General features: G+C 67.7%; 11 protein-coding genes and 1 riboswitch. Of the genes, 6 read left to right on the forward strand and 5 right to left on the reverse strand.

What is annotated here, in order from left to right:
• Positions 1 to 10: 10 nt before the first annotated feature.
• Entirely contained in the window at positions 11 to 1516 is a 1506-nt protein-coding gene (locus AC5P5V_RS04705) for a CoA-acylating methylmalonate-semialdehyde dehydrogenase (RefSeq protein ID WP_495215818.1), read from the reverse strand.
• A 115-nt stretch (positions 1517 to 1631) separates the two neighbouring features.
• Here AC5P5V_RS04705 and AC5P5V_RS04710 point away from each other — a divergent pair, with 115 nt between their 5' ends.
• Positions 1632 to 2999 carry a helix-turn-helix domain-containing protein gene (locus AC5P5V_RS04710; protein ID WP_134968607.1) on the forward strand — a complete coding sequence of 456 codons (1368 nt, stop codon included), beginning with the start codon at positions 1632 to 1634 and terminating at the stop codon, positions 2997 to 2999.
• Between the two features lie 431 nt (positions 3000 to 3430).
• On the opposite strand, the gene AC5P5V_RS04715 is transcribed toward AC5P5V_RS04710, so the two are convergent.
• On the reverse strand, positions 3431 to 3868 hold the full coding sequence (locus AC5P5V_RS04715; protein WP_134968609.1) for a YfbO family protein: 438 nt from the start codon (positions 3866 to 3868) through the stop codon (positions 3431 to 3433).
• A gap of 43 nt (positions 3869 to 3911) precedes the next feature.
• Complete coding sequence (locus tag AC5P5V_RS04720) at positions 3912 to 5759, reverse strand: patatin-like phospholipase family protein (RefSeq protein WP_231352473.1); 1848 nt, start codon at positions 5757 to 5759, stop codon at positions 3912 to 3914.
• A gap of 239 nt (positions 5760 to 5998) precedes the next feature.
• On the opposite strand from AC5P5V_RS04720, the gene AC5P5V_RS04725 reads away from it, so the two are divergent.
• The 4 genes from AC5P5V_RS04725 (at position 5999) to pncA (ending at position 10324) form a co-directional block, all read left to right on the forward strand.
• Positions 5999 to 7048, forward strand: coding sequence for a bifunctional nicotinamide-nucleotide adenylyltransferase/Nudix hydroxylase (locus tag AC5P5V_RS04725; protein WP_265329993.1), 1050 nt, complete (start codon positions 5999 to 6001; stop codon positions 7046 to 7048).
• Between the two features lie 65 nt (positions 7049 to 7113).
• The gene (locus AC5P5V_RS04730; RefSeq protein WP_134968611.1) at positions 7114 to 8523 is read left to right on the forward strand and encodes a nicotinate phosphoribosyltransferase; all 1410 of its coding nucleotides are present in this window, start codon (positions 7114 to 7116) and stop codon (positions 8521 to 8523) included.
• A 94-nt stretch (positions 8524 to 8617) separates the two neighbouring features.
• A riboswitch (cobalamin riboswitch) is annotated at positions 8618 to 8831 on the forward strand.
• Between the two features lie 139 nt (positions 8832 to 8970).
• Positions 8971 to 9642, forward strand: coding sequence for an epoxyqueuosine reductase QueH (locus AC5P5V_RS04735; protein WP_061480745.1), 672 nt, complete (start codon positions 8971 to 8973; stop codon positions 9640 to 9642).
• Positions 9643 to 9697: 55 nt separating this feature from the next.
• Positions 9698 to 10324 (forward strand): bifunctional nicotinamidase/pyrazinamidase, encoded by a 627-nt coding sequence (pncA, locus tag AC5P5V_RS04740; RefSeq protein WP_134968612.1) that lies wholly within the window; start codon positions 9698 to 9700, stop codon positions 10322 to 10324.
• Between the two features lie 207 nt (positions 10325 to 10531).
• On the opposite strand, the gene purU is transcribed toward pncA, so the two are convergent.
• On the reverse strand, positions 10532 to 11383 hold the full coding sequence (gene purU / locus AC5P5V_RS04745) for a formyltetrahydrofolate deformylase (RefSeq protein ID WP_061480748.1): 852 nt from the start codon (positions 11381 to 11383) through the stop codon (positions 10532 to 10534).
• A gap of 114 nt (positions 11384 to 11497) precedes the next feature.
• Between purU and AC5P5V_RS04750 the strand changes: the two genes are divergently transcribed.
• Positions 11498 to 12409, forward strand: a complete 912-nt coding sequence (locus AC5P5V_RS04750; RefSeq protein ID WP_231352469.1) for a LysR family transcriptional regulator — start codon at positions 11498 to 11500, stop codon at positions 12407 to 12409.
• Positions 12410 to 12412: 3 nt separating this feature from the next.
• On the opposite strand, the gene AC5P5V_RS04755 is transcribed toward AC5P5V_RS04750, so the two are convergent.
• Positions 12413 to 13513 (reverse strand): NADH:flavin oxidoreductase/NADH oxidase, encoded by a 1101-nt coding sequence (locus tag AC5P5V_RS04755; protein ID WP_072167307.1) that lies wholly within the window; start codon positions 13511 to 13513, stop codon positions 12413 to 12415.
• Positions 13514 to 13661 lie beyond the last annotated feature (148 nt).

Genomic DNA, 13661 nt, shown 5'->3' on the forward strand with positions numbered 1-13661 from the left:
GCTCCTGCCGTTACTTCAGGCTGATCGTGGTGTTGACGCCGTGGCTCAGCGTTTCGTCATCGAACCAGCGCGCGGTGACCGTCTTGGTCTGGGTGTAGAACAGCACCACCTGCTTGCCGTACGGGCCCAGGTCGCCCAGCTTGGAGGCGCGCGAACCGGTGAACGAGAACAGCGGCACCGGCACCGGGATCGGCACGTTGATGCCGACCTGGCCGACGTCGATGTCTTCCTGGAACTTGCGCGCGGCCGCGCCGGACTGGGTGAACAGTGCGGTGCCGTTGCCGTTCGGGTTGCTGTTGACCATCGCGATGGCGTCTTCCAGCGTCTCCGCTTCGAGGATGACCAGCACCGGCCCGAAGATTTCTTCCTGGTAGATGCGCATGTCGGTGGTGACACCGGCAAAGATGGTCGGACCGACGAAGTTGCCCTTCTCGAAGCCATCCACCTGCGGCCTGCGGCCATCGAGCACCAGCTTGGCGCCCTGCTCCACGCCCGAGGCGATCAGGCCTTCCACGCACTCGCGGGCGCTGCAGGAAATGACCGGGCCGACGTCGGTGCCGGACACGGTGCCGGCGCTCACCTTCAGGGTCTTGGCCTTTTCGACCAGATCCTGCACCCAGTTGCGCGCTTCACCGACCAGCACCAGGGTGGAGGCGGCCATGCAACGCTGGCCCGCGGCGCCGAAGGCCGCACCGACCATCGCGTTGAGGGTCTGTTCCTTGTTGGCGTCGGGCAGCACCACGGCGTGGTTCTTGGCGCCCATCATGCACTGCACGCGCTTGCCGGCCAGCGAGGCACGGTTGTACACGTGGGTGCCGACGCGGGTGGAACCGACGAACGACACGGCCTTGATGTCCGGGTGGTCGCAGATCGCGTTGACCACTTCTTCGCCACCGTGGACGACGTTCAGCACGCCCTTCGGAATGCCGGCTTCCAGGGCAAGCTCGACCAGGCGCATGGTGACCATCGGGTCCTGCTCGGACGGCTTGAGGATGAAGGTGTTGCCCGTTGCAATCGCCATCGGGAACATCCACAGGGGGATCATCGCCGGGAAGTTGAACGGTGTGATGCCGGCGCACACGCCCAGCGGCTGCATGATCGTGTAGGTGTCCACGCCATTGGCCACGTTGTTGGCCAGCTCGCCCAGCTGCAGGTTGCCGATGGCGGCCGCATGCTCGACCACTTCCAGGCCGCGGAACACATCGCCTTCGGCGTCGGGCAGGGTCTTGCCCTGTTCGGCGGTGAGGATGTGGGCCAGCTCGCTCATGTTGTCGCGGATCAGCTGCTGGTACTTCAGGAAGATGCGCGCGCGGGTGCCGATCGGGGTCTTGCGCCAGGTCTTGAAGGCTTCCTTGGCGGCGGCGACGGCGGCGTCCACTTCGCCGGTGGTGGCGAAGGGCACCTTGGCCAGCACGTCCTGGGTGGCCGGATTGATCACGTCCTGCCAGTGGGAGGTGGCCGATTCAACGAACTGGCCATCGATCAGCATGCGGATACGGGGCGCTGCAACAGTCATGACGACAATCCCACAGGGTGCGAAAGATGCTTGGCATTATTCACAGCATCCACCTCGATTTCCGGGCTGAATCCGCTTAATCTGGCCAACACGCCCCACGATTCCTGTTAATTCTGTGAATCCCTCAGCTCCCCAGCGGCAACTCGGCCTGCGCCTGCTGCGGCTGCGCGAACAGCGCGGCTACAGCCAGGTTGACCTGGCGCGGGCACTGGGGTTGTCGGCCAGCTACCTGAACCAGATTGAGCGCAACAAGCGTCCACTGACCCCGGCCGTGCAGAAGAAGCTGGGCCAGGTACTCGGGGATGTTTCGGCGCTGTTCGACGAAGATGAGCCCGCCGCGCTGCAGGAAGCGCTGGGCGAGACCCTGCGCGACCTGGGCCTGGCCGAAGTCAGTGCCACCGAACTGCGCGCCCTGGCGGGCAACCTGCCGCAGGTCAGCCGTGCGCTGCTGGACCTGCACCGCCGCCACCTGGCACTGCGCGAGCATGCCGCCGCGCTGGAGTTCCAGCTGGGCGAGCCCGGCGCCGGCAGCACCCTGCCGGCCGGCGACCAGGTGCGCGAGTTCTTCAACCGCATGCACAACCATATTCCCGAGCTGGACGAACTGGCCGAGCGCCTGTTCGCCGAGTGGGGGCTATCGCCTGGGCATGTGGCGCCGCGCTTGCGCCAGCTGCTGGCCGACCGCCACGGCGTGCTGGTGGAAGTGGCCGCACTGCAGGCCGGGCGCGAGAAGCGCCATTACGATGCCGGCACGCGCCGGTTGTGGCTGCCGGACTACCTGGAGCCAGGCCAGCAGGCGTTCCAGATGGCCGCCGAACTGGCCCTGCACGGCTACCTGCCGCAGATCGACGCGGTGGTGGCGCGTGCGGGCTTCACCGATGACGCGCGCGTCGCGCAGGCGCGGGTGGGTCTTTCGAACTACTTCGCCGGCGCGCTGGTCATGCCCTACATGCGCTTCCTGCGTGCGGCCGAGGCCAGCAGCTACGACATCGAACTGCTGGCGCACCAGTTCGGCGTCGGCTTCGAGGCGGTCTGCCACCGGCTGAGCACGCTGGCACGGCGCAGTGCGCCCGGCCTGCCGTTCTTCTTCATCCGCGTGGACCGCGCGGGCAACGTATCCAAGCGCCATTCGGCCACCGACTTCCATTTCTCGCAGGTGGGTGGCTCGTGCCCGCTGTGGATCGTCTACGAGGCGTTCAACCAGCCAGGCCGCATCCTTACCCAGACCGCGCGCATGCCCGATGGCCGCCGCCATTTCTGGCTGGCACGGCAGGTCAGCAGTGGCCCGGTGGGCCATGGCCAGCCGCGCAAGACCTTCGCGGTGGCGCTGGGCTGCGATCTGCAGCATGCCGAGCGGCTGGTGTATTCACTGGGGCTGGATGTGCAGAGCCCGGGCAATTCGGTATCGATCGGGCCGGGTTGCCGGGTGTGCCCGCGCGAGGACTGCATGCAGCGCGCGTTCGCGCAGTTGCCGGGCCGGTAGGGTTGGTTCGGCAGGGCTACGCCCTGCACCTGCGGTAGTGCCGGCCGCTGGCCGGCAACCTAAAAAGCAACAGCGGGCTTTCCGTGGGATGGCGGAGTGGGTCCGGTTGCGGGGGACGCTGCAAGTACCCCTCCGGGGCCCGGCCCAGCCGCTGGCGGCTGTGCGTTCGGGCGCTTGCGAAGCAGTGCTTCGCAAGCAAAGCGCCCTCACCCATGTAAGCTCGGTCGCGCCATCCATGGCGCTCACGCCCCCGCAACCGGACCCACCCCGCCTTCGAAAGTTCTTCGCGAGCGGTGGGAACAGCACGGGGTCAGATCCCGTTGCGACGCAACGGGATCTGACCCCATCCGAATACCGCCATTGGTAGGTGTCCACCTTGCTGGGCACATTCTCGCGGTGCGCGAAATGCATCCACGCGTGGCGTGGATCTACTAGTCCCAGAACACGGTCAGTACGCGGTGGCCTTCCGAGGGTTTGGGGGCGTCGACGTGCTCGCCGTACGGCCAGCCTTCGCCCACACCGTCGCATTCCAGACCCTGCAGCCAGCCTTCCACGGTCTCGACGTCGGCACTGGTCAGCACATGCACGTTCTCGGCAGCAGGCCATTCGCTGTCGTCTTCCAATGCACTGCCCCAGTCCTGGTGCAGGCCGACGTACACGCCTTCCACTTCAGGCTTCGCTGCGATCACGGCCAGGCGCGCGTACAGCTCGGCAATCGGCGGGCGACCGAAACCCCATTGGTTGGGCGCGATGCATTCTTCGGAATCATTGCCTTCGAAGTACGCAGCCAGTGGCACCACCGGCAGGTGTTCCGGGTCGCGAGTATCGAGGCGTTCAAGCAGATCCAGCAGTTCCTGGCGGGCAGACATCCACAGCTCCTTGCAACATGAAGCACGATTGTATTGATCGCGCTCAGTAGATCGGCGTCACCTTCATCTGCGGCAGCGGGCGCGGTGCGCCGTCGGTCAGGTCCGGGCCAAGGTCTTCCCAGGTGCGGCCCTGCTCGACCATCTGCGCCCACAGCAGCTGCGAGCCGCGACGCTTGTCTTCCGAGCCCAGCTTGTACGACGGCGGTGCCGGATCGCCACGGGCAACCATCGAGTACGCCGCGCGATAGGCCAGCACCTGCTGCGCCGGGTCGTCGGTACGCGCCACTTCCAACGTGTAGCGCTGGTAGGCCGAGGCCAGGTTGCGCCAGCGGATCCAGTAGTGGTTCCCGAACGAGAACGAACAGAAGCGCGCGCCCGCCAGGCTGCCCTTGTCGGCGATGCGGGTCAGCACCTCCTGCGGCATGTCCAGGTTCATGCCGCCTTCGTCGCCCTGCAGGCTGACGTGCACGATACGGTCGCGGTAACCCGGCGCGCGTGCCTGCAGCAGGTCACGCCAGTTCTGCATGGTCGCCACGACTGCGAACAGGAAGCGCCCCAGCTCGGCTGCGGCGAGCGGCGTGGCAATGGACTGGTAATGCCGTTGCCATCCGTGGCGGTTTTCGGTGGGCAGGAACACGGCACGTTCCAGCGCCTGTCGGCCATCACTGCCGCGGCCCACGTCCTCGGCATGCTGCGGGTAGACCAGGTTGATGGCGAAGGTCGGCCAGCGCGGTAGCGCGGCATCAAACAGATGGATCGGGAAGTTGCTGCTGATGCCGCCATCGGAGAACCAGCAGATGCGGAACGCGGTGATCACCGGGCCGCAGGTCTGCCCGGCGCTGGTCAGCCCTTCCATGCTGTCGGCCACGTTATGTTCCTCGTCGGCGGCAGGTGCAGTGGGTTCGCAGCGGCGTTCGCGGCGCGAGGGCTCATGCAGCGGCACCGCGCTGATCAGCAACGGGAAGCTCAGGCTCATGCGCGTGGCCACCAGCACCGGCAGCTTCGAACCCTGCGGCAGGTGGTAGTACCGGCGCCCTTCCACCTCCAACGGCGGGCCGGCCTGCGTCACCAGCCACTGCACCACGCTGGCCGGGAACAGCTGCTCGAATTCCTCGCGCAGGAACCAGAACTGCGCGCCACCCAGCGGCAGCGTACGCGGCTCGTTGTGCGACACGCAGGTGGTGATCATCTGCAGGCTGATCGCATGCGGGCTGTCCGGCTCGCCGGCATAGCGCGGCGCGTCGTGCAGGTCGGCGAAGGTCAGCGGTGCATCCAGCGGCTTGCCGGACAACTGCTGCAGGCATTCGTGCAGCCACTCGGTCAATGCCGGGTTACGTGCATCGCGACCGAGGCCACTGCACAGGCCCAGCAGGTTGCGCCGGGCCACGCGCGCCACGCGCAGCGCGGCTCCGGCCACGCCTGCACCGTAGGCGCACAGCAGCGACGGCAGCAGCGTCGCGGCCACGCCGCTCCAGCCACCGCCCCACCCGCCCAGGCCGAGCAGCAGCGCCAGCGACACCAGCACTTCCAGCGGCGCGATCTCGAATACCGCCACCGCCAGGCACAGCAGCTTGTGCGGCAAGCTGGCATTGCCGGTCAGCACCACCAGCAGCCGATAGGCCGCACGCGCGCCCCGCGCCGGTTGGAACAGGCTGTAGATGAACCCGCGCCGCGACAACTGCGCCGACACCGCCGACAGCCCGCCATAACCGGCATCACCGGGCAGGTGCTCGCCGGCCTGCTGGCGCCGATCACCGTATGCCGCCGCAGCCGCCACCGCCGCAGCGATGGCGCCGGCAGAGGTGCCGCCGATGCTCTTGAACCGATACTCGCGTGCCAGCGCCAGTACCGCATTGGGGTACACGATGCCGCTGGTGATGCCGCCTTTCATGACCAGATCGCAGTACTTGTCCGCCACCGTCTTGCCCCCGAGCCTACCGTCCGCCGCGTGGATGCCAGTATGGCGCAGCGGCTTCTCAGGGCCTGAGAACACCACCGCAGTCCGGGCAGGAATCTGCGGCGTTCAGCCGATGGCAGGCCTGCAGGCTTGACCGGCTCCACCATCGGCGTAGCATCTGCAGCAAGCCAAGGGACAGACCCGCGGCTGCCACAACGACATGAGGGATTCTCATGGAATTCGACTATCTCGTCTTCATCGGGCGATTCGAGCCCTTCCACAACGGCCACGCCGCCGTTGCCCGCCTGGCCCTGAGCCGGGCCCGCAAGCTGATCTTCCTGGTCGGCTCTGCCGATACCCCCCGCAGCCTCCGCAATCCCTGGACCGTGGCCGAACGCGCCGTGATGATCCAGGCCGCCCTCGATGGCCACACCGACCGCCTGCTGATCCGCCCGCTGCGTGACCACCTGTACAACGAAGCACAGTGGATCGCCAATGTGCAGCGCCAGGTGGCCGACGCCCTGCGCAACGACGGTGCCGCCGCTGATGCAAAGGTGGGCCTGATCGGCATGGACAAGGATGCTTCCAGCTACTACCTGCGGGAGTTCCCGCAATGGCCGCTGGTGGACGTGCAGCACACCGCCACCCTGTCGGCCACCGAGCTGCGGCGCTACCTGTTCGAAGCCGGCGACATCGACTTCCACGGCGCGCTGCTGATGCTGCGTGGCAATGTGCCGGCGCCGGTGTACGACATGCTCGAAGCGTTCCGCAAAAGCGCGCCTGCGTATGCCCAGCTGGTGGCCGAGTACCGCTTCATCGAACAGTACAAGGCCGCCTGGAAGGATGCGCCCTACGCGCCCACCTTCGTCACCACCGATGCGGTGGTGGTGCATTCGGGCCACGTGCTGCTGGTGCGCCGCCGTTCGGAGCCCGGCAAGGGCCTGTGGGCGCTGCCCGGCGGTTTCGTTGGCCAGGAGCAGAGCCTGCTGGACAGTTGCCTGCGCGAACTGCGCGAGGAAACCCGCCTTAAGATTCCGCTGCCGGTGCTGAAGGGTTCGCTGAAGGGCCAGCAGGTATTCGACCACCCCGACCGCAGCCAGCGCGGCCGCACCATCACCCACGGTTTCCACTTCGAATTCCCGGCCGGCGAACTGCCGCCGGTGCGCGGTGGCGACGACGCCGACAAGGCGCGCTGGATACCGGTGAGTGAGGCGTTGGACATGGGCCCGCAATTGTTCGAAGACCACCTGCACATCCTGGAGTATTTCCTCGGCCGCGGCTGACCTGCCCGGCTCTCCCCACCGGCGGATAGACCGCTGGTGTCACTCGACGCGAAGGAGCTTCCGTCATGCACTACCTCGATAACCTTCTCCTCAACACCGACAGCTACAAGGCCAGCCATTGGCTGCAGTACCCGCCGGGTACCGATGCCACGTTCTTCTACGTGGAATCACGTGGCGGCCTGCACGATCGCACGGTGTTCTTCGGCCTGCAGGCGATCCTCAAGGACGCCCTGGCACGACCGGTCACCCACGCTGACATCGACGACGCTGCTGCGGTATTCGCCGCCCATGGCGAGCCGTTCAACGAAGCCGGCTGGCGCGATATCGTCGATCGGCTCGGCGGCCACCTGCCGGTGCGCATCCGTGCCGTGCCCGAGGGCAGCGTGGTACCCACCCACCAGGCACTGATGACCGTCGAGTCGACCGACCCGGCTGCGTTCTGGGTGCCGTCGTACCTGGAAACGCTGCTGCTGCGCGTGTGGTACCCGGTCACCGTGGCCACCATCAGCTGGCATGCACGGCAGACCATTGCTGCGTTCCTGCAGCAGACCAGCGACGATCCGCAGGGGCAGCTGCCGTTCAAGCTGCACGACTTCGGCGCCCGCGGTGTATCGAGCCTGGAATCGGCCGCGCTGGGTGGTGCCGCACACCTGGTCAACTTCCTCGGCACCGACACCGTATCGGCCCTGTGCCTGGCCCGCGCGCACTATCACGCGCCAATGGCCGGTTATTCGATTCCTGCCGCCGAGCACAGCACCATCACCAGCTGGGGCCGCGAGCGCGAAGTGGACGCCTACCGCAACATGCTGCGCCAGTTCGGCAAGCCGGGCGCGATCGTGGCAGTGGTGTCGGACAGCTATGACATCTACCGCGCGATCAGTGAGCACTGGGGCACGACGCTGCGTGATGAAGTGATCGCTTCGGGCGCCACCCTGGTCGTCCGCCCCGACTCGGGTGACCCGGTGGAGGTGGTGGCCGAAAGCCTGCGCCGGCTGGATGAAGCGTTCGGCCATACCCTCAACGGCAAGGGCTACCGCGTACTCAACCACGTGCGGGTGATCCAGGGCGATGGCATCACCCCGGATACGATCCGCGCCATCCTGCAGCGCATCACCGGCGACGGCTATTCGGCCGACAACGTGGCCTTCGGCATGGGCGGCGCGCTGTTGCAGCGGCTGGACCGCGACACCCAGAAGTTCGCGCTGAAGTGCTCGGCAGCACGGGTCGAGGGTGCGTGGATCGACGTCTACAAGGACCCGGTCACCGATGCCGGCAAGACCAGCAAGCGTGGCCGCATGCGCCTGCTGCGGCGCCTGGATGACGGCAGCCTGCACACGGTGGCGTTGCCTCCCAGCGGTGACGAGGCGCTGCCGACCGGCTTCGAGGATGCGATGGTGACCGTGTGGGAGAACGGGCGCCTGCTGCACGACCAGCGCTTGGATGAGATCCGCACGCGGGCTGCGGCGGGGCATTGACCGCGTATCCCGGGGCCAGCGCCCGTTGCCACGCAACGGGCTCCAGACCCTGCGCTCTTGACCGGCGCCACCAACAGGTCCACCTTGCACACGCCGAAGGTATCCCTGCCGTGGCTGGATGGCGGCAGGGAGTTAAACGGGAATCCGGTGAAGGCGCTTCGTGCGCCCATTCCGGAGCTGCCCCGCAGCGGTGAATGGAAACGAATCCTGCCAACAGCACTGGGCTCGCGCCTGGGAAGCGGCAGGGAGTAGGTGGGCTGCGGCCCGTGTCCATCAGCCCGAATACCGGCCCCGGCCGGGGGACACGACCGTCCCCTGATTCGACCTGGACTCTCCGCGGGGAGGGTGCCGGGGCCATCGCCAGCCTGCATGCGCAGGCGGCGTGGCCGCGCGCGTCCTGTTCACGGTAACCGGCCAGACCGCTCCCACGCCCTGACGCACGCCACGATGACCGAGTTCCAACGCCCCACCCTGACCCTGCCCGCCGATGGCAAGCGCCTGCTGCTGCATTCTTGCTGCGCGCCGTGCTCGGGCGAAGTGATGGAGGCGATCACCGCTTCCGGGATCGACTACGCGATCTTCTTCTACAACCCCAACATCCACCCGGTGAAGGAGTACGAGCTGCGCAAGCAGGAGAACATCCGCTTCGCCGAGCAGCACGGCATCCCGTTCATCGACTGCGACTACGACACCGACAACTGGTTCAGCCGCGCGCGTGGCATGGAGAACGAGCCCGAGCGCGGCATCCGCTGCACGATGTGCTTCGACATGCGTTTCGAACGCACCGCGCTGTACGCGCACGAGCACGGCTACGACACCATCAGTTCGTCGCTGGGCATCTCGCGCTGGAAGAACATGGCGCAGATCAACGACTGCGGCATCCGTGCGGCGTCGCGCTATGAAGGCCTGCAGTACTGGGACTACAACTGGCGCAAGGGCGGCGGTGCCAGCCGCATGATCGAGATCAGCAAGCGCGAGCAGTTCTACCAGCAGGAGTACTGCGGCTGCGTGTACTCGCTGCGCGATGCCAACCGCCATCGCCGAGAGAACGGCCGCGAGCGGATCCGGATCGGCCTGCTGTACTACGGGCAGGACGCTGAGGCGCCGCAGGGCGATTGACGTGCAGGCATGGGGCGGCCACGCTGGTCGCCCTTTCTGATGTAGTGGATCTGCCATGACTGTCCTGCCCGCCGATGTCGCCCTGCTGGTGATCGACCTGCAGCCGGACTTCATGCCGGGCGGTGCGCTGGCCTGCGACCAGGGCGATGCGCTGGTGGCACCGATTGCCGATCTGTTGGCGCAGCGCCGCTACCGCACCGTGGTGGCGACCCAGGACTGGCACCCGGCCGACCACGCCTCGTTCGCCAGCCAGCACCCCGGCAAGCGACCGTTCGAGACCATCCTGCTGCACGCGCAGCCACAGACCCTGTGGCCCGACCATTGCGTGCAGGGCAGCGATGGCGCCGCGCTGCACCCGGGCGTGGACTGGACCGTGGCCGACCTGATCCTGCGCAAGGGCACCCGCCCACAGGTGGATTCGTACAGCGCCTTCCGCGAGAACCACGGCCCCGATGGCGAGCGCCCGGCTACCGGCCTGGCCGGCTGGCTGCATGAGCGCCGCATCCGCGAAGTGCACGTGTGCGGCCTGGCACGCGACTACTGCGTGCTGTGGAGCGCGCAGGACGCGGTGAAATCCGGCTTCCGGGTGAAGTTCCTGTGGGACCTGACCCGGCCGGTGACCGAAGCCAACGACGCGATGGTGCGCGAAGCGCTGGGCAAGGCGGGGATCGCGATCGTCTGAGGCGTGACCGCCGGGCATGGCCCGGCGCTACCGCGCACGTCGCTTATGCCGCTTGCGCGCTCCTGCCCACAACAACACAATCGATTCATCCAGCCCCCTAACTACGCCCCCCTACAGATCGCGGGACGGCCGAACCGGGGGCTTTTCATTGGATGAAATCAGGATTCGGTAGCGCCGGGCCATGCCCGGCGGACGCGGGATGGGCGATTACCGGAACACCACCGTGCGATGCCCATTGAGCAGGATGCGGTGCTCCACATGGCGGCGAACCGCGCGTGCCAGCACCAGCGATTCGGTGTCGCTGCCCAGCCGCACCAGCTCGCGCGGCGCCATGGCGTGGTCAACGCGGGCCACGTCCTGTTCGATGATCGGGCCTTCGTCCAGATCCTCGGTGACGTAGTGCGCGGTGGCACCGATGATCTTGACCCCGCGCGCGTGCGCCTGGTGATAGGGCTGCGCGCCCTTGAAGCTGGGCAGGAAGCTGTGGTGGATGTTGATCGCACGGCCGGCCAGCGCACGGCACAGCGTGGGTGACAGGATCTGCATGTAGCGCGCCAGCACCACCAGGTCGATGCGCTCACGCTCGACCAGGTCGATGATCTGCTGCTCCTGCACCGCACGCGTATCGGCGGTCACCGGCAAGTGGTGGAACGGTACCTGGTAGGACGCGGCCAATGGCGCGAAGTCGGCGTGGTTGGACGCCACTGCCGCGATGTCGACCTTCAGCTGGCCGCTGTGGGCGCGGAACAGCAGGTCGTTGAGGCAATGCCCCTGCTTGCTGACCAGCACCAGCAGGCGTGCCCGGCGGCGGCCGTCATGCAGCTGCCAGTCCATGCCGAAGCCTTCGGCAAGTTTGGCCATCGCGGCATGCACGGTCTCCAGCGGCAGGCCGGCGTCGCGGTCGAAATGCACGCGCAGGAAGAAGCGGCCGCTTTCCTCGTCGCCGAACTGCTGGGCGTCGAGGATGTTGCAGCCGTGGTCGAACAACAGGCCGGACACACGGTAGACGATGCCGGTACGGTCCGGGCAGGACAGGGTGAGGATGGAGTCGGGGCGCATCGCCACAGTGTAGGCCAGCAGGGTGTCGATCGGAGCGATGGTCACCGATGCAAGCGAAGGGCTTGGTTCTGTCCCAAGCGATACTTGGCCGATCCCGTGGCAAGCTGGCCGGTCATGAACCTGTTGCAATTGATCCGCAGCTTCACCCGCACCGCAGAGACCGGCAGCATTGCCGCCGCGGCCCGCATCCTTGGCATCAGCGCCACCGCAGTCGGCCAGAACATCCACCGGCTGGAGGCGCATCTGGGCGTAAGGCTGCTGAACCGGAGTACGCGCCAACTCGCCCTCAGCGAGGCCGGCGCGCTGTACCTGGCGCAGGTGCGCCACATCGAAGCCGACCTGGCGCGCGCGCAGGCGATGGTCACCTCCGGTGACATCGAACCGGCGGGGCCGCTGCGCATCGCCAGCAGCAGCGCGTTCGGTCGCCACGTGCTGGCACCGTTGCTGCCGTCGCTGCAGCAACGCTACCCGCAGCTGCAGCTGGAGCTGCGCCTGACCGACCGCGCCGTGCAGCATGGCCCTGAAGCGGTGGACGCCAGCATCCGCATCGGCGCGCAGCTGGAAGACGGCGTCGTCGCACGGCAGCTGGCGCGCGTGCCGTTCGTGTTCTGTGCCGCGCCGGCCTACCTGCAGGCCCATGGCACGCCGCAGGAACCCGCCGAACTGGATCGCCATCGCGGGCTGCTGCACCGCTTCCCGACCGATGGCCGGCCGCTGCGCTGGGGCCTGCTGAAGGACGGCCAGCGCGTGGACGCCGCGCTGCCACCGAGCATGGTCTGCGATGACATCGATGCGCTGGCGACGCTGGCGGCGGCCGGTGCCGGCACCACCCGGCTCGCCGCATTCGTGGCCGAGCCGTACCTGCGCGATGGCCGCCTGCAGGCGGTGTTCGGCGCCGACACCGCGTGGCGCCCGGAACCGATGGAAGTCTACTTCTGCGTCAGCGACCGCCGCGATTTCACCGCCAAGATCCGCGCGCTGTTCGAGCACCTGCAGGCCGGCATGGCGCCGGCCTGGCGGGTGTGAGCCTCAGCGCGCCTTGAACACGCCACGCGCCTCGCGCGGCTCGCAGCGCAGGTACTGCGGTGCCGGTTCCACGCTGTCGCGCAATGCGGCAGCAGCGTGCCACGGCCAGCGCGGGTCGTAGAGGATGCCGCGTGCCAGCGCTACCGCATCGGCGTGGCGATGGCGCAGGATCGATTCGGCTTGCTCGGGCTCGGTGATCATGCCCACCGCGATCACCGGCATGCGTACCTTGGCCTTGATCGCCGCGGCGAACGGCACCTGGTAGCCCGGGCCGACGGTGATCTTCTGGCGCTCGTCCAGGCCACCGCTGGAAACGTGCAGGAAGTTGCAGCCGCGCGCGTCCAGCACCTGGGCCAGCGCTTCGCTCTGCACCAGATCCCAGCCACCCTCGACCCAGTCGCTGGCGGAAATGCGCACGCCCACGGCGATCCTGTCCGATACCGCCGCACGCACTGCGTCGAACACCTCCACCAGCAGGCGCAGGCGGTTCGGCAGCGAGCCGCCATAGCCATCGGTGCGGCGGTTGCTCAGCGGCGACAGGAACTGGTGCAGCAGGTAGCCGTGCGCGGCATGCAGCTCGATCAGCTCGAAGCCCAGGCGCTCGGCGCGCACCGCACTGGCGGCGAAGGCGGCGATCACCTCGGCGATGCCGGCCTCGTCCAGTTCCTGCGGTGCCGGATCGGCGGCATGGAACGGCAGCGGCGACGGCGCCACCGTGGCCCAGCCACGCGCATCATCGGCCGGTAGCTGGCCGCCGCCGTCCCACGGGCGCTTCACCGAGGCCTTGCGACCGGCGTGGCCGAGCTGGATGCCCAGCGGCATCGGCGACCAGCGGCGGACGCTGGCCAGCACCTGTGCCAGCGCGGCCTCGGTGCCGTCATCCCACAGGCCCAGGTCGGCCCAGCTGATGCGGCCGCGCGGCTCGACCGCGGTGGCTTCCAGGATCAGCAGGCCGGCGCCGGACTGCGCCAGGTTGCCCAGGTGCATGGCGTGCCAGTCGCTGGCGCGACCGTCTTCGGCGGAGTACTGGCACATCGGCGCGATGACGATGCGGTTGGACAGGGTCAGGGGGCCGAACGAGATCGGCGAGAACAGCTGGCTCAAGACGGTGATGAACGACGTAGGGGGTGCGTATTGCACCGCTGCGCGGCTCGCGGATCAACCATCTGGATGGATCGCTGTTTCGCGTGACCTGCAGCAGCCGAGCGTGCGCCCGGCTCTACAGAAGCCCTCGCCCCTTGTAGAGCCGAGC

Source organism: Stenotrophomonas sp. YJH_SMC_130 (assembly GCF_059369035.1).

Coding starts and splice junctions, on each gene's coding strand:
- purU (WP_061480748.1), bottom strand. CDS start 11,383: ATGCGCCCCGACTCCATCCTCACCCTGTCCTGCCCGGACCGTACCGGC.
- AC5P5V_RS04730 (WP_134968611.1), top strand. CDS start 7,114: ATGCACTACCTCGATAACCTTCTCCTCAACACCGACAGCTACAAGGCC.
- AC5P5V_RS04720 (WP_231352473.1), bottom strand. CDS start 5,759: ATGAAAGGCGGCATCACCAGCGGCATCGTGTACCCCAATGCGGTACTG.
- AC5P5V_RS04750 (WP_231352469.1), top strand. CDS start 11,498: ATGAACCTGTTGCAATTGATCCGCAGCTTCACCCGCACCGCAGAGACC.
- AC5P5V_RS04705 (WP_495215818.1), bottom strand. CDS start 1,516: ATGACTGTTGCAGCGCCCCGTATCCGCATGCTGATCGATGGCCAGTTC.
- AC5P5V_RS04715 (WP_134968609.1), bottom strand. CDS start 3,868: ATGTCTGCCCGCCAGGAACTGCTGGATCTGCTTGAACGCCTCGATACT.
- AC5P5V_RS04735 (WP_061480745.1), top strand. CDS start 8,971: ATGACCGAGTTCCAACGCCCCACCCTGACCCTGCCCGCCGATGGCAAG.
- pncA (WP_134968612.1), top strand. CDS start 9,698: ATGACTGTCCTGCCCGCCGATGTCGCCCTGCTGGTGATCGACCTGCAG.
- AC5P5V_RS04725 (WP_265329993.1), top strand. CDS start 5,999: ATGGAATTCGACTATCTCGTCTTCATCGGGCGATTCGAGCCCTTCCAC.